This is a genomic window from Methylobacterium sp. WL119 (assembly GCF_008039875.1).
In the GTDB taxonomy this organism is placed as follows: domain Bacteria; phylum Pseudomonadota; class Alphaproteobacteria; order Rhizobiales; family Beijerinckiaceae; genus Methylobacterium.
Genome location: NZ_VRUU01000001.1, coordinates 102,876 through 126,061 on the forward strand (window position 1 = coordinate 102,876; position 23,186 = coordinate 126,061).

Genomic DNA, 23,186 nt, shown 5'->3' on the forward strand with positions numbered 1-23,186 from the left:
ACGCGATCGCTTCCGAACGCCCGGCCGCTTCGACCGCGCGATCGATCAGTTGCGATCGTCGGGCATCGGCGGCAGGGGTGCGACGTCGATGCCCTCGTCGATCAGGGCGCGGGCCTCGTCCGGGCTGGCCTGCCCGTAGATCGCGCGCTCCCGCGTCTCGCCGTAATGGATCTTGCGCGCTTCCTCCGGGAACCGCGTCCCGACATGCTCGGCCGATGCGACGACGTGCTCGCGCAGGCTCCGCAGCATCTCGCGGATGCGCCGCTCCGGCTCGGCGATCATCGGCACCGGGGCGGGCGCGACGGGCACGGGCAGATCCGCGTCGCCCACCGGGCGCCCGCGGTCGGTGCGGGCGAGGCTCGGCGCCATCAGGCCCTTCACCACCCGCGACGTGTCGCAGACCGGGCAGGTCACGAGGCCGCGCGCCGCCTGATCGTCGAAGGACTCGGACGAGGGAAACCAGCTCTCGAAGCCGTGCCCGGCCTCGCAGACGAGACTGTACCGGATCATGCCGTCACGACGGGGCGGTTCCTAGGGAGCCGACCCGCTCGACCGTGAACGGGCGCCCATGTTGCAGCGAAGGGATTCGCGCGCGCGCATCCGCGACCGCGGAAAGGTCGATCTCGGCCAGGATCACGCCGGGTTCGGCGCCGCCGGCATCGGCCAGCACCCGGCCCCACGGATCGACGATGAGCGAGTGCCCGTAGGTCTCGCGACCGTCCTCGTGCGTCCCGCCCTGGGCGGCCGAGATCATGAACGACCCGGTCTCGATCGCGCGCGCCCGGTGCAGCACGTGCCAATGCGCCTCGCCGGTCTGCCGGGTGAAGCACGCCGGCGCCGTCAGCACCGAGGCGCCGGCCTCGGCGAGCGCCCGGTAGAGGGCGGGGAAGCGGATGTCGTAGCAGATGCCGAGCCCGATCTCGGCCCACGGCGTCGGCGCGACGACGGCGCAGGCGCCGCCGGTATAGGTCGAGGATTCCCGCCAGCGCTCGCCGCTCGGCAGGTCGACGTCGAACAGGTGCAGCTTGTCGTAGGCCGCGACGATCGCGCCGTCCGCACCGATCAGGAAGGCGCGGTTGGCGATCTTCTCGCCGGCGCGGATCGCGAGGGAGCCGATCTGCACCACCGTCCCGGTCTCGCGTGCCGCGTCGCGGAGCGCGGCCAGCGTCTCGTCCTCGTCCTGGCCGCGCACCACCGCGAAGAGCCGTGCACGGTCGCGCTCGACCAGCGAGGTCATCTCCGGGGTCTGGACGAACTGCGCGCCGCGCGATGCCGCATCCCGCACGCCGGCCACCGCCGCGTCGCGGTTCGCGCCCGGGTCGCGACCCGAGCGCATCTGCACGCAGGCGGCGACGAAGCGGGTCTCAGGCATTCGCCGAGGCCTTCAGCAGCGCATCGAGCTTGCCGGCCTTGTCGAGGGCGTAGAGGTCGTCGCAGCCGCCGACATGGGTCTCGCCGATGAAGATCTGCGGCACGCTGGTGTGTCCGCCCGCGCGCGCCATCATGGTGGCGCGCTCGGGGGGCGTCTTCTCGACGTCGATTTCACGGAATGCGACGCCCTTCTCCTTGAGCAGGCTCTTGGCCGCCGAGCAGTAGGGGCACCACGCCGTCGTGTAGATCGTAACCGGATTCATGGGCGTGTTCGCGTCCCGCGGATGACACGACCATATAGGGGTCGGCGGTCCCGATCGCCTATGGCCGGAACGTCACGCCGGCCGCCTCAAGCGGCGAGCAGCTTCTCGACCTCGTTGACCAGATCGCGCAGGTGGAACGGCTTCGACAGGACCTTCGCGTCCTTGGGAGCCTTCGAATCCGGGTTGAGCGCCACGGCGGCGAAGCCCGTGATGAACATCACCTTGATGTCCGGGTCGAGCTCGGTCGCCCGGCGGGCGAGCTCGATCCCGTCCATCTCCGGCATCACGATGTCGGTCAGCAGCAGCTCGAACGGCTCTTCGCGCAGGCGATTGTAGGCCGACAGGCCGTTGTCGAACGACAGCACGTCGAAGCCGGCATTCTGCAACGCCTTGGCCAGGAACCGGCGCATGTCGTTGTCGTCTTCCGCCAAGAGAATTTTCATCGGACGGTTCCGGACCCTCGAATCGCAACGTTCTTTTCATAAAGGGAGCCAACGGTAAACAAGACGTTAGGATTTGCCGCCCCTGCGAGGTGACAGGCCGCACCGCGCGGCCATGCCGGAGCCCGCCGGCACGGTGGACAGGCCGCCGCCGCCGCCCCACAGTGCGGCCTTGACGTTGGCCGTTCCCATTCCCGACGGTGCGCCTCCCCGCCGATGACGCTCCCCTTTCCGCATCAGACAGACGCCTTCGGCTTCTCGCCCGCCTTCGCCGTGGACGAGCCGACGCGGCACACGCTGCCGTTCGTGTTCAACACCGGCCATTCCGGGTCGGTCTACCCGGACAGCTTCCTGAAGGCCTCGCGGCTCGACGCGCTGTCGCTGCGCCGGTCGGAGGACGCGCATGTCGACCGGCTGTTCGCCCAGGTGGTCGAGCTCGGCGCGCCGCTGCTGCGCTGCAATTTCCCGCGCGCCTATCTCGACGTGAACCGCGAGCCCTACGAGCTCGACCCGCGGATGTTCGAGGGCCGCCTGCCGCCCTTCGCCAACACGCGCTCGATGCGCGTCGCCGGCGGCCTCGGCACGGTGCCGCGCGTCGTCTCGGACGGGCAGGAGATCTATGCCGCGCGCATGCCGGTGGACGAGGCGGTGGCGCGCATCGACGGGCTGTACAAGCCGTATCATCGGGCTTTGCGCGGCTTGATCCTGCGCACGGTGCGGGAATTCGGGCGCTGCATGCTGATCGACTGCCACTCGATGCCGTCGTCGAGCCTCGGACGCGATCAAGATGCGCGGGCGGACTTCGTGCTCGGCGACCGCTTCGGCACCGCCTGCGACCCGGCGCTGATCGACGCCTTCGAGGCGGCCTTCCGCGCCCGCGGCTACAAGGTGGTACGCAACAAGCCCTATGCCGGGGGCTTCATCACCGAGCATTACGGCGAGCCGAACATCGGCCGGCACGCGCTGCAGATCGAGATCAACCGCGCCCTCTACATGAACGAGGCGAGCCTCGCGATCACGCCCGGCTTCTTCGACTTGGCCAAGGCGCTCGGCGAGGCGATCGTCGAGGTCGCCGACGACCTCGGCTCGGAGACGCCGATCGGCATCGCCGCCGAATAGGTCGATAACGGCCGCTCGTTGGATCGGGCGCAGGGCGCCGCAGGTCCTTCCGAGGTTGCCGGTCGTTCTCCGGCAATCCTCGCCCGCGAGCGGGCATGGCCGATCACCCCGTCCCCGTCATCCCGGGGCCGCGCAGCGGAACCCGGAATCCAGAGCCGACGACGGCAGGATCGAGAACGGCCTGCGGTTCCGGGTCCCGGGTTCGCCTTCGGCGCCCCGGGATGCCGGGGAGCGTGCAGAACCGTGGTTGCGTGAAACCGATGACCCCGGGCCCGACCAGACACGTCGGGCAGTCCTGCGACCAAGAAAAAAGGCCACCCCCGAAGGAGCGGCCCGAAGTCTAGGGAGGAAACGCCCAAGAAGGGCTGCCGGACCGCGACGCCATCGCGATCCCGCAATGCACAAAGTAAATTGCGGCGCACAAAACGCAAGCGGAATACCCCTACCGGTTGCGCATACCCCGCCCGCTCCGGCTGCACGTCCGCAGCCGCCTAACCGTCCGCCAGAAGCTTCGCGATCTCGGCCTTGAGTGGGCCAGCCAGGTCCTTCCGGTCGAGCGCGTAGGCGATGTTGGCGGTGAGGAAGCCGAGCTTGGAGCCGGTGTCGTAGGTGCGGCCTTCGTAGTGCATGCCGAAGAAGTCCTGCTCGGCCATCAGCTTGATCATCGCGTCGGTGAGCTGGATCTCGCCGCCCGCGCCCTTCTCGCCATGCTCGAGGATGCCGAAGATCTCCGGCTGGAGGATGTAGCGGCCCGAGATGATGAAGTTCGAAGGCGCGGTGCCCTGCTTCGGCTTCTCGACCATGCCGGTGACCTCAAAGGTCTGGCCGAAGGTCTCGCCGACGCTGACGATGCCGTACTGATGCGTCTCCTCCGGCGCGACCTCCTCGACGGCGACGACGTTGCCGCCGTGGCGCTCGTAGGCAGCGAGCATCTGGCCCATGCAGCCGCGGCTGAGCATGTCCGGCAGCAGCACGGCGAAGGGCTCGTCGCCGACGATCTCGCGGGCGCACCACACCGCGTGGCCGAGGCCGAGCGGCGCCTGCTGACGGGTGAAGCTGGTCTGGCCGGCGGCCGGCAGGTCGCGCTTCAGCTCCTCGTAGGCCGCGGACTTGCCGCGCTCCTGCAGCATCCGGTCGAGCTCGAACGCGATGTCGAAATGGTCCTCGATCACCGCCTTGCCGCGGCCGGTGACGAAGATGAAGTGCTCGATGCCGGCTTCCCGCGCCTCGTCGACCACGTGCTGGACGACCGGCCGGTCGACCACCGTCAGCATCTCTTTCGGGACGGCCTTGGTGGCCGGCAGGAAGCGGGTGCCGAGGCCCGCGACGGGGAGGACGGCCTTTCGGATCGGTTTCATCGAGCAAAAACCCAAACGTGGGAGTTGGACGGGCCGGGCGTTCCGGGCAACACTAGCACGGCAAGCGGACGGCTTCGCGCCGTTGCGCGGCACGATTGAGCATTATCGGTTAAAAGCAAGCTTCCGCTTGCTGGTTGGCGCGGTTTCTTTCAGGGGCAACGATGGCGGTTCTGGTCACGGGTGGTGCCGGTTATATCGGCAGTCACATGGTTCTCGCCCTGCAGGATGCCGGGCGGGAGGAGACGGTCGTCCTCGACGACCTCTCCACCGGGTTCGACTGGGCCCTGCCGCCGGAGGTGAAGCTCGTGCGCGGCGACGTCGGCGACCCCGGCCTCGTCACCGAGACGATTCTGCAGAACCGCGTCGACGCGATCGCCCATTTCGCCGCCCGCATCGTCGTGCCGGACTCGGTCGCCGACCCGCTGCACTACTATCTCGCCAACACGGTGAAGACGCGCGCGCTGATCGAGACCGCGGTGCGCACCGGCGTGAAGCACATCATCTTCTCCTCGACCGCCGCGGTCTACGGCGAGCCGGAGACCGTGCCGGTGCCGGAGGACCTCGCGACCAACCCGATCAACCCCTACGGCCGCTCGAAGCTGATGAGCGAGTGGATGATCCGCGACGCAGCGGCCGCGCACGGCTTCAGCTACGTCATCCTGCGCTACTTCAACGTCGCTGGTGCCGACCCGCGCGGGCGCACCGGGCAGTCCACGCCGAACGCCACCCACCTGATCAAGGTCGCGACGCAGGCGGCCCTCGGCCAGCGCCCGCATCTCGAGGTGTTCGGCACCGACTACCCGACGCCGGACGGATCGTGCCTGCGCGACTACATCCAGGTCTCCGATCTCGCCGAGGCGCACCGGGTCGCCCTCGACTACCTGCGCGCCGGCGGCGAGAGCCTGACGCTGAATTGCGGCTACGGCACCGGCTATTCGGTGCTCGAGGTGATCGACACGGTGAAGCGCGTCTCCGGTCGCGACTTCCCGGTGCGCCTCTCGCCCCGCCGCCCCGGCGATCCGGCGCGGATCGTCGCCGAGGCGTCGCGGATCCGCGAGCAGCTTGGCTGGCGCCCGAAGCACGATGACCTCGACGCGATCGTGCGCCAAGCGCTCGACTGGGAAGACGCCCTGCCCAAGCGCAACAGGCACTGAGGCCGTGCGCCCGATCCGCGCCGCGCTCCTCGCCCTCTGCTTTTCTGCCGCTCCGGGCGGCTCCCTCGCCGAGCCTGCCGCCGTCGGGCAAGCCGGCCGGGCGGGCGCGTTCCCCAGCTTCGTCGCGGCTCTCCGCGCGGATGCGCTCGCTAAGGGGATCGCGCCGGCGACCTTCGATGCGGCGTTCCGCGGCGTCGTGCCCGACCCCACGGTGCTCGCCCGCATCAAGGGGCAGAGCGAGTTCGGGCGGCCGGTGTGGGACTATCTCGTCGGGGCGGTCTCGCCGGCGCGGATCGCCCGCGGCCGGGCCCGTGGAGCAGCGCTCGGGCCGACCCTCCCGGCGATCGAGGCGCGCTACGGCGTTCCGGCCTCGGTGCTCCTCGCGATCTGGGGCATCGAGTCGGATTTCGGCGCGAGCGGCGGTTCGGTGCCGACGATCCGCGCGCTGGCGACGCTCGCCGCCGCCCGGCACCGCGGCACGCTGTTTCGCGACGAGTTGCTCGCCGCCCTCGCGATTCAGCAGCGCGGCGACGTCGCGCCGGACCGGATGCTCGGCAGCTGGGCCGGCGCGATGGGACAGGTGCAGTTCCTGCCCTCGACGTTCCTGACGCACGCGGTCGACTTCGACGGGGACGGCCGCAGCGACATCTGGGCGAGCGACGCCGATTCCCTCGCCTCGATCGCCGCCTACCTCAAAGACCTCGGCTGGAATCCCGCGATCGCGTGGGGCTACGCCGTCCGCCTGCCCGAGGGCTTCGACCTGACACGCTACGCCGCGGACCTGCCTGAATTCTCGCGCCGCGGCGTCAGCCGGATCGATGGCGGCCCATTGCCGGACAAGGGCGGAGCGTCCGTGTTCCTGCCCGGCGGCGCCGGCGGGCCGGCCTTCCTGATCACCGACAACTTCGAGGTGATCCGCGGCTACAACACCTCGGATTCCTACGCGCTGGCGGTCGGCCATCTCGCCGACCGCCTGGCCGGCGGGCCGCCCCTCGTCGCACCCTGGCCGAGCGCGGCGTCCCGCCTCGACAAGGCCGGCCTCCAGGCCTTGCAGACGGGCCTCGCCGCGCAGGGCCTCTATGCCGGCGAGGCCGACGGCCGCGCCGGGCCGAAGCTGCGCGAGGCGATCCGGCGCTACCAGATCCGCGAAGGCCTGACCGCCGACGGCTACGCCACGCCCGCCCTGCGCGACCGTCTCGCGGGCCGGACCGACGCCAGGCCTCGCTGAGGCCAACCCGTCGAGGCCCGGACCTCGCGCCGCACGGCGGCGTTCCGCCGGGCCTCTGGGATCCCGGTCTATGCGATCCGGCATGACAGCCGTCCCGAAATGTCCGTCGCGCCGTTCTGGACACAGGAGGAGGCTCCGATGATCGGGCGTTTTATGAGGGACGCCCGCGTGTTGCATAGTCGACCGCGCTTCGCGCGAGCCGGCATCCACCGCGCCTGAAGGCGCTCTCAAGACACGTCCGATCCGAGTGGGCATGACGTCGAACCGTCCGGCGATGCCGGCCGCCAAGGGCGCGGCATCATCGATCGCCGGCCCCGACGGCGCGTCGGCTCGAGATCCAAACGATCAGGCGCCACGCCGATCCCTGGTCAAGATCACCCCCGTCATGCCGTCGAGGGTCCCGATGAAATCGATGCCGGCGCCTTCCAGGGCTCGACGCATCGCCAAGCGGGTTCGCGGCTGCACCGTCCCGACCTCCTCCTCCAGGCGCCGGATGCTCGAGACAGAGACGCCGGCGGCCCGAGCCAGATCCACGACGGACCAGCGCAGCATTGCGCGGGCTCCGCGCACGAGCGTCCCGGTGATCTCAGGCGACGAGAATCGACCGCTGGGCGGTATCTTCTGCATGATCCCGATCCACTCGCGCACCGAACCATCGGCATCGTGGAGGGGTATGGTGTGGTTGCTGTACCAATGGACCGTCCCGTCCGCGCGGAGAACACGGTGATCCGCCTCGTAAGGCGTGCCGTGCTCCATCGCCGTTCGCCATGCCGACTCGATCCGTGCCCGATCCTCCGGGTGGATCGCGGCGAGCCAACCGTCGCCCTGCATCTCCGGGCCCGTCTGCCCGGTCAGGACCTGCCATGTCGGGCTTGGCCGCGCCTTCCCATCCGGAGCCGTCGTCCAGACCACGGCCGCGATGGCATGAACGAGGCCGCGATAGCGTGCGGTGCTCTGCTCGGCGAGCAGACGCGCCTCGTGCGGGCCGGTCACGTCGAAGGCGATGCCCTCGGCACGCATTGGCCGATGGGCGTCGTCGAGAACGATCTGGGCCTTGACCGAAACCCAGCGCACGGTGTGGTCGGGACGCACAAGCCGGACCGTGCGGTCGATCGCCCGGCCGCTGTAGAGCATGTCGAACAGCTCGCCGAGGGCTTCGCGATCGTCCGGGTGGAGAAGTCGGTCGAGCAGGCCGAGGAGGCTCTCGTCCGAAGGCAGGCCGGTGATGTGGGCGAGACCCAGCGAGCCGCTCATTTCGCCGGTCCGCAGGTTGAGGGACCAGACGCCGACCTGGCCGGTCGCCTCGAGAAGGTTGAGCAACTGGTAGGAGGATGCATGGCGTCGGGCGGGCATCGCCCGACTTGGCCAGACGCTCCGTCGGAACGCAACGTCGAGCCGGGGCGAAAGAGTGCATATCGCTCTTTTATTCATCGCTCGGAGTCGAACCGAGCGGTTTGCGCTCTCGGACGGTGTCGTTCGCAAGCCGGAAACGCGCATTGTGAGACGTGCGGTCAATCATGCATCCATGAAAATCTTCTATCTTCCGAGACGTCCGTGATGGTCGTCGCGATGTCGCGTCGCAGGTCTGTCGTCCGGATTGTTGATGTTCTCAAGAATTCGGGGGATTTATCATCATGCGTTGGACGATCGGAAAGAAACTTGGTGCTTCGGGCGTGATCGGAGTCCTGCTCGCCACGGCCCTCGTCATGAACCAGTGGATCAGCGCCCAGCATATCATCGACGCGAACGCCGCGGCCGGACGCGAGCAGATCATCCTTGCAGGCATCCAGCAGACCCGCCTCTCGCACGCGGAGCTTCAAGCGGCAGTCGGCGACATCCGCACCGCGGAAACCACCGAGCAGGTCGCCCGCGTCGCCGAGCGCATCCGCGCCGGCAAGGCAACCGGCGCAGCGGCGCTCGACGAGCCGATCCGGATCGCGCTCATCCCGGGCGTTCTTCAGGACCTTCGGACGAATCTCGTCACCTACGCCGACCTCGCGGCATCGCTGGCCGACATCATCCGCTTCGAAAATGGCGCGCGGTCCGTCGACGGGAACAGGCTGTCGCGGATCGTCGCCGAGCAGCAGCGCGTGAACACGCTGTTGAACGAGGCGGGAACGGAATCGGTCGCCAATGCCCAGCGCTTCGCGGACGAGGCGCGGCGGAACACGGTCGCGACCGCCGAGTCCGCCAACCGGATCGGGCTCGCCATCGGCGGCACCGTCATCCTCGTCCTGATCGGCTCGGCCGTGTTCTCGGCCCTCTCGATCGGCCGCCCGATCCGCCAGCTCGCCGCCTGCGTGAGCGCCATCGCGCGGGGCGCCACGGCGGCCGAGGTGCCCGCGACCCGGCGCGGCGACGAGCTGGGGGCGATGGCCGTCTCGGTGCAGGTGTTCAAGGAGAACCTGATCCGCACGCAGGCCTTGGAGGAGGAGATGTCCCAGGGGCGGTTGGCGGCGGAGCGGCAGCGCCAGGCCGGGATGCGGCAGATGGCCGACGCCTTCGAAGCGGCCGTCGGCGGCATCGTCGGGCAGGTCTCGTCGGCGGCCACCGAGTTGCAGGCGACGGCCCAGCAGATGACCGCGACCGCCGGCGACACGGCGGCGCAGTCGGGCACCGTGGCAGCGGCGGCCACGCAGGCAGCGGACAACGTGAGCACGGTGGCCATCGCCGCCGAGCAACTCGGATCCTCGGTGCAGGAGATCGGACGGCAGATGTCCAGCTCGTCCGAGCTGGCGCGAGCCGCCGTGGTGGACGCCGATCAGACGGCGCGGCTGGTGCAGGAGCTCAGCCACGCCGCCGAGCAGATCGGGGCCATGGTCGGGATGATCTCCAACATCGCCTCGCAGACCAACCTGCTCGCCCTGAACGCCACGATCGAGGCCGCGCGTGCCGGTGAGGCTGGCCGCGGCTTCGCGGTCGTCGCGACGGAGGTGAAGGAGTTGGCCGGCCAGACGGCCAAGGCCACCGAGGAGATCAGCCAACGCATCGGGCACGTGCAACACGTGACCGATCAGGCCGTGAGCGCGATCGGCGGCATCACGACCCGGATCCGCGAGATCAATGCGGTGGCCGCGACGATCGCGGCGGCCGTCGAGGAGCAGGGAGCGGCGACCCAGGAGATCGTGCGCAACGTCGCACAGGCCTCGGCCGGTGCGAGCGAGGTCACGGCCCACATCGCGGGCGTGGCGCGCGCGTCGGAGGACACGGGCGCTGCCGCGACCCAAGTCCTGGCGTCGAGTTCCGAGCTGTCGCGCCAATCCGAACGCCTCGGCGCGGAGGTCGCGCACTTCCTAGCCACCGTCCGCGCCGCCTGAAACCCCGTCGACGCGTTCGTCGGCCCGTTTCCCTCATCCTCGCGGTGCCGCTTCGGCGTCTGCGAAGGATGAGGGGGCCGAACGATCGGGTCTCGTCGGAAGACCGACGCTCTCAGGGTCGAATGGCCGCCCGTCATCGGTCACGGAACCGCCGTCGCGCCATCGTGGGCACAGGAGACCGCCGGCGCTCGGGAGGTTTCGCGGGAGACTCTTAGACGCGGCGCGGCCGCTCCGCTATGGTCGCCCGCGGGTCGAGACCCGCGGCACCGGAGGGCGCATGAGACGCGACGCGACAAACCGAGCCGACGCGGCAGCCGCCAAGGCGCGCCGCCTCGTTCTGGCGCTCGGGGCCGGCCTCGCGCTTCCGCTCGTCCTCCTGCCGCCGTCGCCGGCCGAGGCGCAGTGGGGCGACAGCTACGACCAGCCGCGCCGACGCGGCCGCGACGCCTATTACCGCGAGGACGACGGCTATGCCCGCGCGCCGCGCCGCGCCGCGCCGGAGCCCGAGCAGCGCCAGTTCTACTGGCCGTGGGAAGACCGGCCGAGCCCGCCGGAGCCGCGGCAGGCGGCCCCGACCTATCGGCCGCCGCGCGTGCGACCGCCCGCCAGCGCGGAGACCGGCCGCCAGCTTCGGCGTCCGCAGACCCGGCCGGCGCCCACGGTCGCGGCGTCGGCGCCGGCCGTGAAGAAGACGGAGGCGAAGGTCCAGATCGCGGTGTTCGGCGATTCGCTGGCCGACCATCTCAGCCGCGGGTTGGACGACGTGTTCGAGGACACCGCCGACGTCGCGGTGATCGACCGCGCCAAGGCCGACAGCGGCCTCGTGCGCAGGGACGTCGTCGATTGGCCGAAGGCCGCAGAGGACTACCTGAAGGCGAACCCGAAGGTCGGCTATGCCGTGGTCATGCTCGGCGCCAACGATCGCCAGCCGATGCGCGACGGGGACCAGACCCTCGATCCGCTCTCTGACCGCTGGCGCGAGGTCTACCGAACCCGCGTGGACGCACTGGTGAAGGTCTTCACCGACCGGAAGATTCCGCTCGTCTGGGTCGGCGCCCCGCCGATGCGCAGCGAGAGCCTGACGCGCGACCTCGGCAGCCTCAACGAGATCGTCCGGGATGCCGTGACCAAGGCGGGGGGCACCTACGTCGATGTCGGGCCGGGCTTCTCCGACGACCGCAACCACTACACCGCCACGGGACCGGACCTCGACGGGCAGAGCGCCAAGCTCCGCACCGCCGACGGCGTGCACTTCACCCATGCCGGCGCCCGCAAGCTCGCGCATTTCGCCGACGTGGAGCTGAAGCGCCTGATGGGTGCGACGGCGCCCACCGCGCCCGAGCAGCCGGCCGCCGCCGTCTCGGCCCTGCCCGCGACGCCGCTCGACGGGGCACCGGCGACGACCTTCGACGACGTCACCGCGATTGACAGGCAGATCACGGCGATGTTGCCGAGCCTGCCCGAGCCGCCCGGCGTCCCGGCCCTCCCCGTCAAGCCGGCGGCGGGGCCGGTCGTCCCGCTCGGCCGGATCGAGCTGTCGCCCGGCGGCGTCCTGGTCAGCGGTCGACCGCGCGACGGCGACGCCACCGGCACGGTCGAGCGCGCGCTCCAGCGCGGGGCGGCACCGCTGCCGCAGCCCGGCCGCGCCGACGATTTCCGCTGGCCGCCGGGCTGAACGCCCGGCGAAAACCTCAGCGCGGGAGGATCGAGGCACCCATCAGCGTCTCGTCGATCGAGCGGGCGGCCTGACGGCCCTCGCGGATCGCCCAGACGACGAGGGACTGGCCGCGCCGCATGTCGCCGGCCGCCCAGATCTTCGGGTCGGAGGTGCGGTAATCCTCCTCGTTGGCGGTGACGTTGCCGCGCTTGTCGACCGTGATGCCGGACTGCTCGAGCAGACCCTTCTGGATCGAGCCGGCGAAGCCGATCGCCATGAAGACGAGGTCGGCCGGCAGCACGAACTCGCTGCCCTCGATCGGCTGGCGCTTGGCGTCGACGCGCGCGCAGACGACGCCGGTGAGCCGGCCCTTCTTGTTGCCTTCGAGCCGGAGCGTCGCCGCCTGGAACTCGCGCTCGGCGCCCTCGGCCTGGCTCGACGAGGTCCGCATCTTGGTCGGCCAGTACGGCCAGACCGAGAGCTTGTCCTCGCGCTCGGGGGGGCGCGGCCGGATGTCGAGCTGCGTCACCGACAGGGCGCCCTGCCGGAAGGCGGTTCCGACGCAATCGGACGCGGTGTCGCCGCCGCCGATCACCACCACGTTCTTGCCCGATGCCAGGATCGGCGCCTCGCCGTTGCCGCGCATCGGCTCGGCGCCGACGCGGCGGTTCGACTGGATCAGGTAGGGCATCGCGTAGTGCACGCCCTCCATCTCCTGCCCCGGCAGCTGCGGGTTGCGCGGGTCCTCGGCGCCGCCGGAGAACAGCACCGCGTCGAACTCCGCGGTCAGCTCCTCGACCGGCTTCGTCACGCCGACGTTCTGGTTGTAGTGGAAGACCACGCCCTCGGCTTCCATCTGCTTCACGCGTCGGTCGATGTGGCGCTTCTCCATCTTGAAGTCGGGGATGCCGTAGCGGAGCAGGCCGCCGGCCTTCGGCTCGCGCTCGTAGACGTGCACCGCGTGCCCGACCCGGGCGAGCTGCTGCGCCGCCGCGAGGCCGGCCGGGCCCGACCCGATCACCGCGACCTTCTTGCCGGTGCGGATCGACGACGGCTCGGGCTTGACCCAGCCCATGTTCCAGGCGCGGTCGGCGATGGCCTGCTCGATCGTCTTGATCGCGACGGGCTGGTACTCGAGGTTCAGCGTGCAGGCTTCCTCGCACGGCGCCGGGCAGATGCGGCCGGTAAATTCCGGGAAGTTGTTGGTGGAGTGCAGGTTGCGCGCGGCTTCTTCCCAATCCGACTGGAACACGAGGTCGTTCCAGTCCGGGATCTGGTTGTGCACCGGGCAGCCGGTCGGCCCGTGGCAGAACGGGATGCCGCAATCCATGCAGCGGGCGGCCTGCTTCTTCAGGTCGTGCTCGTCGAGCGGCAGGGTGAACTCGCGGAAGTGCCGCACGCGGTCGGCCGCGAGCTGGTACTTCTGGTCCTGCCGGTCGAATTCGAGGAAGCCGGTGATCTTGCCCATCGGGATGCTCAGCGTCGGTAGCGAAAAATCGGTGGTGCCGCGATCGGGTCAGCGACCGGCGGCGGTGGCGATAGCGTCGGGTTCGATCCGGAACGCGACCTTGCATCGGTCGAGCCAATCCCGGATCGCGGGCCTCGCGGCCAGATCGAATCCACCCTCGTCGGCCCACTGGGTGTAGGCGAACAGGGCGACGTCGGCGATGGTCGCGTCGTCGCCCACGAACCAGCCCGTTCCGGCGAGATGCCGCTCCATCAGGTCGAGCGCCGCCTCGCCGCGCGCGACCCTGGCCGGATCGCGGGCCTCGCGCCGCACGCCGCGGAACTTCATCTCCGCCCGGCAGACCGCGACCGCCGGCTCGTGGCTGTACTGCTCCCAGAACAGCCACTGATCGACCGTCGCCGCCGCGAAGGCATCGTCCGGCAGCAACGCGCTGCCGCGGGCGAGGTAGCGGATGATCGCGTTCGACTGCGCGAGCCGACGCCCGTCCGCGAACGCCACGCCCGGGATCTGGCCTGCCGGAAACAGAGCGAGGTAGGCGGGCGTCCGGCTCTCGCCCTTCAGCGCGTCGACCTGAACCCATTCGTAGGCGAGGCCGAGCCGATCGGCGACGATCTTGATCTTCAGGCAATTGCCCGAGGTGAGATCGCCGTAGATCCGCATGGCGGCAGGTGGGATCGTCGCAAGCGTCGCCGTCATGTCGTCCCCCCTCGCGATGTCCGCCATCGCTCGCGTGTTTCGTTGGGCCGTCCGTCGGCCGGCTCAGAGCCGGTCGGAATGCTCGCGCAACCATTCCTTGAGCGCGGTCTCGATCCGTATCTGCCAGCCTGGCCCTCCGGCTCGGAACCGCTCGACGAGATCGGTGGGAAGCACCAACCGTTCAGTCTCGCCGGGACGGTGCCCGCGCTCGATCAGGCGGCCGCCGACGAAACGATCGGCCTTCTCGAACCAAGCCTCGTCCAGTTCCGGCGCGTCGTCCGGATCCCAGCCGATCTCGTCGGGGTTCAGCGGTCGGTCAGCCGCGTTCGCGATAGCGCGCTTGCTCTCGGTCATTGGCCTTCCTCATGCTGATGATCCGGCGAGTATGATCCCGTTCGGTCCAAACGACGACCACCATCCGTCCGTCGAGCATTCCCACCGTGATCGATCGCGCCTCGCGGTAGTCCATCCGCTCGTCCCTGAAGGTCGTCACCGCGGCGGCGAAGACTTCAGGGGTGCGTGCGAAATCGAGGCCCCTCTCGCGCAACGTCACCAGACGCTTCGCGGGATCGAACGTGATCTCCATCGACCGGCACGAGGCCGGCGCGCGCCTACTCGGCCGCCACCGGCATCCGTGCCATCTCCATCTCGCGCAACGCCCGGCGGTACTCCACCGGCATCACCTTGACGAACTTGGTGCGGTAGCCCGCCCAGTCGTCGAGGATCGCCTTGGCACGCGGGCTGCCCGTGTACTTCAGGTGATTGGTGATGAGCTGCGACAGGCGCTCCTCGTCGTGGCCGGACATGTCGGCGAGGATGTCGACGCGGCCCTTGGTCTCCAGGTCGCCGTCCTGGTGGAAGCGGCGCATCAGGTCGTCCTCCTCCTCGACCGGCTCGAGATCGACCATCGAGAGGTTGCAGCGGGCCGAGAACGAGCCGTCCTCGTCGAGCACGTAGGCGATGCCGCCGGACATGCCGGCGGCGAAGTTGCGGCCGGTCTCGCCGATCGACACGACCACGCCGCCGGTCATGTACTCGCAGCCATGGTCGCCCATGCCCTCGACGACGGTGATCGCACCGGAGTTGCGCACGGCGAAGCGCTCGCCGGCCGAGCCGCGGACGTAGCACTCGCCGGCGATGGCGCCGTAGAGCACGGTGTTGCCGACCATGATGGTCCTGTCGGCGGGCGCCTTAAGCGCGTCGCTCGGCCGGATGATCAGCTTGCCGCCCGACAGGCCCTTGCCGACGTAGTCGTTGCCGTGGCCGGTGAGCTCGATCGTCACGCCGGCTGCGACCCAGGCGCCGAAGCTCTGGCCGGCCGTGCCGGAGAGCTTCACCACGATGGTGTCGTCGGGCAGGCCCTCGTGGCCGTGCGCCTTGGCGACGGCGCCCGAGAGCATCGCGCCCGCGGTGCGGTCGGAGTTGCGGATCACGTCGTGGAGCACCACCGGCTCGCCGGTGTCGATCGCGTTCTGCGCGCCGGCGATCAGGCGCCGGTCGAGGACGTGGTCGATCGGGTGCTTCTGCGTCTCGACCCAGCGGATGGCGACCTCCGGCCCGACGTCGGGACGGTGGAACAGCTTCGAGAAGTCGAGCCCGCGCGCCTTCCAGTGCTGGATCGCCTCGACCTTGTCGAGGAAGTCGGAACGCCCGACGAGGTCCTCGAGCTTGGTGAAGCCCATCGCCGCGATCAGCTCGCGCAGCTCCTCGGCGACGTAGAAGAAGTAGTTCACCACGTGCTCGGGGGTGCCCTTGAAGCGCTTGCGCAGCACCGGGTCCTGGGTCGCGACGCCGACCGGGCAGGTGTTGAGGTGGCACTTGCGCATCATGATGCAGCCGGCCGCGATCAGCGGCGCGGTCGAGAAGCCGAACTGGTCGGCGCCGAGCAGGGCCGCGATCAGCACGTCGCGGCCCGTGCGGATGCCGCCGTCGGCCTGCAGCGCGACGCGGCCGCGCAGGTGGTTCATCACCAGCGTCTGCTGCGTCTCGGCGAGGCCGGTCTCCCACGGGCCGCCGGCATGCTTGAGCGAGGTCAGCGGCGCCGCTCCGGTGCCGCCGTCGAAGCCCGAGATGGTGATGTGGTCGGCCCGCGCCTTGGCGACGCCGGTCGCGACCGTGCCGACGCCGACCTCGGAGACGAGCTTGACCGAGACGTCGGCCGCCGGGTTCACGTTCTTCAGGTCGAAGATCAGCTGTGCCAGATCCTCGATCGAGTAGATGTCGTGGTGCGGCGGCGGCGAGATCAGGCCGACGCCGGGCGTGGCATAGCGGACCTTGGCGATCTTGGCGTCGACCTTGTGGCCGGGCAGCTGTCCGCCCTCGCCGGGCTTGGCGCCCTGCGCGACCTTGATCTGCATCATGTCGGCGTTGACGAGGTACTCGGTCGTGACGCCGAAGCGGCCGGAGGCGACCTGCTTGATCGATGAGCGGCGCGAGCGACCGTCCGGCAGCGGCTTGAAGCGCTCGACCTCCTCGCCGCCCTCGCCCGAGTTCGAGCGGCCGCCGAAGGAGTTCAGGGCGATCGCCAGGGTCTCGTGCGCCTCCTTCGAGATCGAGCCGTAGGACATCGCGCCGGTGGCGAAGCGCTTGACGATGTCGGCGGCCGGCTCGACGCTCTCCACGGGCACCGGCTCGCGTCCGATCTCGCCGGCGAGCTTGATCCGGAACAGGCCGCGCAGGGTCTTGAGCTGCTGCTCCTGGTCGTTCACCAGCTTGGCGTATTCGCGGTAGCGCTCGGGCACGCCGAGGCGCACCGCATGCTGCAGCGTCGCAACGGAGTCCGGGGTCCAGGTATGGGCCTCGCCGCGCAGCCGGTAGGCGTACTCGCCGCCGACATCGAGGGCGTTGCGATAGATCGGCGCGTCGCCGAACGCGTCGGCGTGGCGGCGCACGGTCTCCTCGGCGATCTCGGCCATGCCGACGCCCTCGACCATCGTCGCGGTGCCGAAGAAGTCGCGCGCGACGAAGGCCGAGTTCAGCCCGATCGCGTCGAAGATCTGCGCGCCGCAATAGGACTGGTAGGTCGAGATGCCCATCTTCGACATGACCTTCAGCAGGCCCTTATCGATCGACTTGATGTAGCGGTAGATGATCTCCTCGTCGACGAGGTCCGGCGGGAATTCGTGCTTCATCGCCACCAGCGTCTCGAAGGCGAGATACGGGTTGATCGCCTCGGCGCCGTAGCCGGCCAGGCACGCGAAGTGATGGATCTCGCGCGGCTCGCCCGATTCGACCACGAGCCCGACCGAGGTGCGCAGCCCCTTGCGGATCAGGTAGTTGTGCACGGCCGCCGTCGCCAGCAGCGCCGGGATCGGGATGCGGTCGGGGCCGACCGCGCGGTCGGACAGGACAATGATGTTGTAGCCGCCGCGCACCGCGACTTCCGCGCGGTCGCAGAGCCGGTCGAGCGCGCCGTTCATCGCCGCCGCGCCGGTCTCGGCCGGGTAGGTGATGTCCAGCGTCTTGGTGTCGAAGCGGTCCTCGAAATGGCCGATCGAGCGGATCTTCTCGAGATCCGTGTTGGTCAGGATCGGCTGGCGGACTTCCAGGCGCTTGCGGCGCGAGGCGCCTTCCATGTCGAGCAGGTTCGGGCGCGGGCCGATGAACGAGACGAGGCTCATCACGGCCTCCTCGCGGATCGGGTCGATCGGCGGGTTGGTGACCTGCGCGAAGTTCTGCTTGAAGTAGGTGTAGAGCGACTTCGACTTGTCGGACAGAGCGGAGAGCGGCGTGTCGGTGCCCATCGAGCCGACCGCCTCCTGGCCGGTCACGGCCATCGGCGCCATGAGCAGCTTGAGGTCTTCCTGGCTGTAGCCGAAGGCCTGCTGGCGATCGAGCAGCGACACGTCGGTGCGGCTCTCGCGGGCGGTGACCGGCTTGAGGTCCTCGAGCACGATCTGGGTGTTCTTCACCCACTCCGCGTAGGGGTGCGCGGCGGCGAGCTCGCCCTTGATCTCCTCGTCGTCGACGATGCGGCCCTTCTCGAGGTCGATCAGCAGCATCCGGCCCGGCTGCAGGCGCCAGGACTGGACGATCTTCTCGTCCGGGATCGGCAGAACGCCCATCTCGGAGGCGAGCACGACGAGGCCATCGTCGGTGACGATGTAGCGGGCGGGGCGGAGGCCGTTGCGGTCGAGGGTCGCGCCGATCTGGCGGCCGTCGGTGAAGGCGACGGCGGCGGGCCCGTCCCACGGCTCCATCAGCGCGGCGTGGTACTCGTAGAACGAGCGCCGATCCTCGCCCATCAGCGGGTTGCCGGCCCAGGCCTCGGGGATGAGCATCATCATCGCGTGGGCCAGCGGGTAGCCGCCCATCACGAGGAACTCGAGTGCGTTGTCGAAGCACGCGGTGTCGGACTGGCCCTCGTAGGAGATCGGCCAGATCTTCGAGATGTCGTTGCCGAACAGCTCCGAATCGACGCTCGCCTGGCGGGCCGACATCCAGTTCACGTTGCCGCGCAGCGTGTTGATCTCGCCGTTATGCGCCACCATCCGGTAGGGGTGCGACAGGCGCCAGGTCGGGAAGGTGTTGGTGGCGAAGCGCTGGTGCACCAGCGCGATCGCCGAGACGAAGCGCTGGTCCTTCAGGTCGAGAAAGTAGTTCCCGAGCTGGTTCACCAGGACCATGCCCTTGTAGACGATGGTCCGGCTCGACACGGAGACGGGGTAGAACTCCATCACCCGCGGGTCCTTCAGGCCGTAGACGCGGCCGGAGATCACCTTGCGGGCGACGTAGATGCGCCGCTCGAACGCGTCGCCATCGGCCGCCGAGGCCGGGCGCCCGATGAAGAGCTGGCGGTGATGCGGCTCGGTCGCCTTCACGGCGATGCCGAGATCCTCGGGGTCGACCGGCACGTCGCGCCAGCCGAGCAGGGGCAGCCCTTCCGACGCGAGCGCTTCCTCGACGATGGCCTCGATGATCGCGCGCGGCTCGTCGGCCTTCGGCATGAACAGCTGCGCGATGGCGTAGTCGCCGGCCGGGGGCAGCTCGAAGCCGAGGCGCGAGCATTCCTCGGCGAAGAAGGCGTGCGGGATCTGCGTGAGGATGCCGCAGCCGTCGCCCATCTTCGGGTCGGCTCCGACCGCGCCGCGATGGTCGAGGTTCTCCAGGATCTTCAGGCCCTGCTCGACGATGGCGTGGGTGCGCCGGTCGTGCATGTCGGCGACGAAGCCGACGCCGCAGCCGTCCCGCTCGTTGCGGGGATCATAGGCGCCCTGCGCCACCGGCATCGCCGGATCGCGCACCACCAGCGGCGCGACGCCGTCGCGGGCCGCCGGCGCCGTGTCGGCGTTGAGGTTCCCGCTCACGGCCATGTCCGCATTCCCGAAAGCCGCCATGCCCACCATCCCCGAAAGATCGACCAGACCCGTTCGAACGCCCATGCCCGCCAGGCGAGCATGTTTCATGCCCGGCGCTCAAGCGAGGCCGGGCCAGTCATCTTGTCTCGTCGGGTCTCGGGAGGGTCCTCGGTGGAGGAAGCGCCCGCTACCCGCGGGCTCGCACCGGCCCGATGTCAGCCGGCGTGGGCCCGGATCGCCTCTGCGGCGACCGGCTCGCGATCTCGTTTCGACGTCACGATGGTCACGTCCCGAAACCCTCTGCCCAGGCCTGAACGGCCCCACCGCGCGGCATCGTTCGCACGCGCGCACTAGAAATGGGACAGTCATACTGTCCTAACGCTGCAAACTGGCAGATTTCAAAAATTCCAGCAAGGGCCCCGCGGGACCAAAAGCGGCGTTTTGATGCCGCATCCCATGCCGGATCCCATGTCCGGTCCCATGTCCGCCCCCATACCGGATCGGCAGGCGACCCAATTCCCCGTCGTGCGAGGGGCCATGCGAACGGGTGGATCGTGGTCGAGATCGGCCCTTCGCCGCCCGCTTTCTCCCGCAATTGCGCCCAAATCCTCCGCTCAAAGGCGAGCGCCGAGCACAAGCGGCATGCGGGGCAACGACCCTGCCGGAATGGCCGAAGGACACGCGGGACGCGGTCCTTCGGCGCGGGGCCCGGGCCGGATCGTCGGCAGGTCCCGATCGGGACTCCCCGGCGCGGGGCGAGCGCCTGCGGAGATTTCGGGCGATCTTGAGAATGCGACCGGGAGGTCAGCCGTGAACCGATCCTATCGTCGTCTCCGTGCGGGCCTCGCCGCCTGCGCCCTGCTAATCGGTGCCGCCGACGCGGCGCGGGCGCAATACGCGTACGACGAGGCGATCATGCCGCCGCGCGCCGTCGCATGGCGCCTGAGCGAGCGCGGCTTCAGCGGCATGAGCCGCCCGCGCTTCGACGGACGCGCCTACATCGTCGAGGCCTTCAACCCGATGGGTGCCCGCGTGCGCCTGTTCGTCGATGCCCGGGACGGCGCGATCCTCGGCCGCCAGCGCCTCGACGACGGCCCGATCGCCCTTACCCGCCCGGCGCCCGGCTACGGCTGGACCGAAGAGGACGAGATGCCGCGCCAGCCGATGCGGCAGGCAGAGCGCCTGCTCCCGCCGTCCGACATCCCGTTGCCCGAGGCACGCGGAATGCCCCTGCGCCGTGCGCCGGCCGAGGCCGATTATGCCCGACCCGACGGATCGAACGGCATGCCGGGGCGCACGCTCGCGGACCCGAACCCGCAAGGCATCAACCCCGATCGGCGCGGCCCCGCCGAATCGCCGCGCAAGCTCGCCCGCGTCGCCAACCCGCCACGGTTGTCCGACACCAAAGCGCTCGACGAGAAGGCGCGCGATGGCAAGGCGATCGAAGGAAAAGCGCAGGCGCGCACCGTTCCCGAGGCGCCCAAGCTCCGCCCGGTGGACGCCGCCAAGCCCGAGGCGAAGCCGGAGGCTCCCGTCGCCGCCGTGGATCAGCCGAAGGCCGCGCCGGTTCCCGGCGTCACGCCGACTCCGGCAGCGGTCCAGCCGCCCGCCGACGGGACCTTGGCCAAGTCGGTCGAATCGAAGCCGGGCGAATCGAAGCCGGTGGACGTGAAGACCTCGGAGGTCAAACCCGCCGACCAGAGCTGGAAGAATCCGCCCGAGGCCAAGCGCAACGTCCGCGTCATCGGTGGCGCGACCCTCGTGCCGGGCGCGCCGGACAAGGACGCGCCGACACCCTGATCGGCCGCTACCCTGCGCGGCCGACCACGCGCTCGTCCCCGCAGAACAGCGTGAACGAATCGGCCCGGGCGATGGCGCAGAGCGTCATGTCGTGCAGGCGCGCCCGCTCGATCGCGAGCGAGGTCGGGGCCGAGATCGCGACCAGGACCGACGCGCCGAAATGCGCAGCCTTCTCGACCATCTCGAACGAGCACCGGCTGGTGATCACGAGGAAGCCCGCGGCCGGGTCGGTTCTCGTCCGGATCAGCGCCCCGATCAGCTTGTCCAGCGCGTTGTGCCGGCCGACATCCTCGCGGACCGCCACGAGGCTCCCGTCGAAGCGCGCCCAGGCGGCGGCGTGCACGGCCCGCGTCTCGCGCCCGAGCACCTGGGAATCGCCGAGATCCGACAAGGCCCGCGCGATCGCCTCCGTCCCGACGCGCACGCGGCCCGACGCGGCCCGGGTCTCGGCCCGCGGCAGGGCGGCGAGATCCTCGATCCCGCAGACGCCGCAGCCGGTGCGCCCGCTGATCGCGCGCTTGCGGGCGAGATGCTCGCGCAGGCGCCCGGGCGCCAAATCCACCAGCAGGCGCAGCCCGCCGTCGCCCGGCTCGACCGCGGCGCCGCGAATCTCGTCGGCCGCCGCGACGATGCCTTCGGTCAAGCTGAAGCCGTAGGCGAAATCCTCCAGGTCGGCCGGCGTCGCCATCATCACCGCATAGGGCACGCTGCCGTAGACGAGGTTCACCGGCATCTCGACGGCGAGCGCGCGGTGATCGTCGCGCGGCTCCGGCGCGGCGTAGGCGACGACGCGGGTCGCCACCTGCAAGGCCGTATCACGCAGGCCCGTCTCCGAAGTGGCCTGAACCGGCCGCCGTCCGTCCGTCATGGGCTGTTCCCGCCGCTCGACCCGAGCACGCCCTATAGCAGGCCGCGGGCCGAGCCGCCCCTGCGGCGATCGCCCGGGTGACGGAGCGGAGCGTCCGGAAAGCGTGCGATGCGACGCTTGTGCGGTTGCGCCTTTCACGACCTTGTGGTCTGACACCGCGATCGGATACCCGGGCCACGCGCCTTCGGGGCGTCCATTCCGTCGAGCGACACCGCAAACCTCGTTCAAGCAAGATGCGGGCGGTCGACGGAGCGTAACGTGACCAAGGGGAGCCACGAGAGGCACATGCGGACGGCGCAGACGAAACACCGCTCCATGAGGGGGCTCGCCGCGTTCGGCGCGCTGCTCCTGACGTCGTCGCAGGCCCTGGCCGCCGGCATCGGCCAGCCCGAGCCCTGGCAGATGGACCGCCAGGTCCCCGTGACCGAGAACGCCCGCGACATCCTCCAGTTCGAGTCGTGGGTGCACTGGCTGTCGCTGGCCATCTGCGTGTTCGTGCTCGGCCTGATCCTGTGGTGCATCTACCGCTTCAGCGAGAAGCGGAACCCGACGCCCTCGAAGACCACCCACAACACCCTGATCGAGGTGGCCTGGACCATCGTCCCGGTGCTCATCCTCGTCGCCGTCGCGATCCCGTCGTTCCGCCTGCTGCGCGTGCAGCTGTCGGATCCGAAGTCCGACGTGATGATCAAGGTCACCGGCCACGCCTGGTACTGGTCCTACGAGTACCCCGCCGACCAGGGCGGCGGCTTCTCGTTCGACGCCAACATCGACGAGGACAAGCAGCCGCGGCTGTTGCAGACCGACAACGAGATGGTCGTTCCGGTGAACAAGATCGTCAAGATCCAGGTCACCGCCGCCGACGTCATGCATTCCTGGGCGATGCCGTCCTTCGGCTTCAAGATCGACGCCGTCCCCGGCCGCCTCAACCAGTTCTGGTTCAAGGCCGACCGCGAGGGCACCTATCACGGCCAGTGCTCCGAGCTCTGCGGCCAGCGCCACGCCTACATGCCGATCGTCGTCCGCGTCGTGAACGACGAGGCCTACGCAGCCTGGCTCGGCGAGGCCAAGACCAAGTACGCCCGCATCGACGACGGGTCCAAGCTCGCCGACGCCCGGTAGCGGGCGCGCCTCGGGCCGGCGCCGCGAC

The 23,186-nt window shown here is 69.9% G+C and carries 19 protein-coding genes; 7 read left to right on the top strand and 12 right to left on the bottom strand.

Annotated elements, in window-relative coordinates:
* Positions 1-45 precede the first annotated feature (45 nt).
* The 4 genes from FV227_RS00480 to FV227_RS00495 all read right to left on the bottom strand — a co-directional run bounded on the left by FV227_RS00480 (position 46) and on the right by FV227_RS00495 (position 2,077).
* Entirely contained in the window at positions 46-510 is a 465-nt protein-coding gene (locus FV227_RS00480; protein ID WP_147858088.1) for a DUF1178 family protein, read from the bottom strand.
* A gap of 4 nt (positions 511-514) precedes the next feature.
* The gene (locus tag FV227_RS00485) at positions 515-1,372 is read right to left on the bottom strand and encodes a carbon-nitrogen hydrolase family protein (protein WP_147727376.1); all 858 of its coding nucleotides are present in this window, start codon (positions 1,370-1,372) and stop codon (positions 515-517) included.
* Entirely contained in the window at positions 1,365-1,634 is a 270-nt protein-coding gene (grxC, locus tag FV227_RS00490) for a glutaredoxin 3 (protein WP_147858089.1), read from the bottom strand. Before grxC ends, FV227_RS00485 begins: the two co-directional genes overlap by 8 nt.
* Positions 1,635-1,720: 86 nt before the next feature.
* Entirely contained in the window at positions 1,721-2,077 is a 357-nt protein-coding gene (locus tag FV227_RS00495; RefSeq protein WP_147727374.1) for a response regulator, read from the bottom strand.
* A 213-nt stretch (positions 2,078-2,290) separates the two neighbouring features.
* On the opposite strand from FV227_RS00495, the gene FV227_RS00500 reads away from it, so the two are divergent.
* Positions 2,291-3,193, top strand: coding sequence for an N-formylglutamate amidohydrolase (locus FV227_RS00500; protein ID WP_147727373.1), 903 nt, complete (start codon positions 2,291-2,293; stop codon positions 3,191-3,193).
* A 491-nt stretch (positions 3,194-3,684) separates the two neighbouring features.
* Here the strand turns inward: FV227_RS00500 and FV227_RS00505 are convergent, their stop codons facing one another.
* Entirely contained in the window at positions 3,685-4,551 is an 867-nt protein-coding gene (locus FV227_RS00505) for a UTP--glucose-1-phosphate uridylyltransferase (protein ID WP_147727372.1), read from the bottom strand.
* 161 nt (positions 4,552-4,712) lie between these two features.
* Here FV227_RS00505 and galE point away from each other — a divergent pair, with 161 nt between their 5' ends.
* Entirely contained in the window at positions 4,713-5,705 is a 993-nt protein-coding gene (galE, locus tag FV227_RS00510) for a UDP-glucose 4-epimerase GalE (RefSeq protein ID WP_147858090.1), read from the top strand.
* Positions 5,706-5,709: 4 nt separating this feature from the next.
* A complete protein-coding gene (locus FV227_RS00515; protein WP_246686332.1) occupies positions 5,710-6,933 on the top strand; it encodes a lytic murein transglycosylase in 1,224 nt (407 codons plus the stop codon).
* A gap of 345 nt (positions 6,934-7,278) precedes the next feature.
* Here the strand turns inward: FV227_RS00515 and FV227_RS00520 are convergent, their stop codons facing one another.
* Positions 7,279-8,448 carry a PAS domain-containing protein gene (locus FV227_RS00520; protein WP_147858092.1) on the bottom strand — a complete coding sequence of 390 codons (1,170 nt, stop codon included), beginning with the start codon at positions 8,446-8,448 and terminating at the stop codon, positions 7,279-7,281.
* Positions 8,449-8,567: 119 nt separating this feature from the next.
* On the opposite strand from FV227_RS00520, the gene FV227_RS00525 reads away from it, so the two are divergent.
* Both FV227_RS00525 and FV227_RS00530 read left to right on the top strand, forming a co-directional pair.
* The gene (locus FV227_RS00525) at positions 8,568-10,250 is read left to right on the top strand and encodes a methyl-accepting chemotaxis protein (protein WP_147858093.1); all 1,683 of its coding nucleotides are present in this window, start codon (positions 8,568-8,570) and stop codon (positions 10,248-10,250) included.
* Positions 10,251-10,527: 277 nt separating this feature from the next.
* Positions 10,528-11,925, top strand: a complete 1,398-nt coding sequence (locus tag FV227_RS00530; RefSeq protein WP_147858094.1) for a DUF459 domain-containing protein — start codon at positions 10,528-10,530, stop codon at positions 11,923-11,925.
* A gap of 16 nt (positions 11,926-11,941) precedes the next feature.
* Here the strand turns inward: FV227_RS00530 and FV227_RS00535 are convergent, their stop codons facing one another.
* The 5 genes from FV227_RS00535 to gltB form a co-directional block, all read right to left on the bottom strand.
* Positions 11,942-13,375: a glutamate synthase subunit beta gene (locus FV227_RS00535; protein ID WP_147858095.1), complete on the bottom strand. Its 1,434-nt coding sequence runs from the start codon at positions 13,373-13,375 to the stop codon at positions 11,942-11,944.
* 48 nt (positions 13,376-13,423) lie between these two features.
* Complete coding sequence (locus FV227_RS00540; protein WP_147858138.1) at positions 13,424-14,035, bottom strand: glutathione S-transferase family protein; 612 nt, start codon at positions 14,033-14,035, stop codon at positions 13,424-13,426.
* Positions 14,036-14,134: 99 nt separating this feature from the next.
* Positions 14,135-14,425 carry a BrnA antitoxin family protein gene (locus FV227_RS00545; RefSeq protein WP_147725183.1) on the bottom strand — a complete coding sequence of 97 codons (291 nt, stop codon included), beginning with the start codon at positions 14,423-14,425 and terminating at the stop codon, positions 14,135-14,137.
* A complete protein-coding gene (locus FV227_RS00550) occupies positions 14,388-14,657 on the bottom strand; it encodes a BrnT family toxin (RefSeq protein ID WP_147725184.1) in 270 nt (89 codons plus the stop codon). Before FV227_RS00550 ends, FV227_RS00545 begins: the two co-directional genes overlap by 38 nt.
* 25 nt (positions 14,658-14,682) lie before the next feature.
* Positions 14,683-19,383 (bottom strand): glutamate synthase large subunit, encoded by a 4,701-nt coding sequence (gene gltB / locus FV227_RS00555; protein WP_147858096.1) that lies wholly within the window; start codon positions 19,381-19,383, stop codon positions 14,683-14,685.
* A 795-nt stretch (positions 19,384-20,178) separates the two neighbouring features.
* Between gltB and FV227_RS00560 the strand changes: the two genes are divergently transcribed.
* Positions 20,179-21,168 (top strand): hypothetical protein, encoded by a 990-nt coding sequence (locus tag FV227_RS00560; RefSeq protein WP_147725188.1) that lies wholly within the window; start codon positions 20,179-20,181, stop codon positions 21,166-21,168.
* Positions 21,169-21,175: 7 nt separating this feature from the next.
* Here FV227_RS00560 and fdhD read toward each other — a convergent pair whose 3' ends face one another.
* Positions 21,176-22,036, bottom strand: coding sequence for a formate dehydrogenase accessory sulfurtransferase FdhD (fdhD, locus tag FV227_RS00565; RefSeq protein ID WP_147725190.1), 861 nt, complete (start codon positions 22,034-22,036; stop codon positions 21,176-21,178).
* Positions 22,037-22,321: 285 nt separating this feature from the next.
* Here fdhD and coxB point away from each other — a divergent pair, with 285 nt between their 5' ends.
* The gene (gene coxB, locus FV227_RS00570) at positions 22,322-23,158 is read left to right on the top strand and encodes a cytochrome c oxidase subunit II (protein WP_147725192.1); all 837 of its coding nucleotides are present in this window, start codon (positions 22,322-22,324) and stop codon (positions 23,156-23,158) included.
* The last annotated feature ends 28 nt before the right edge of the window (positions 23,159-23,186 follow it).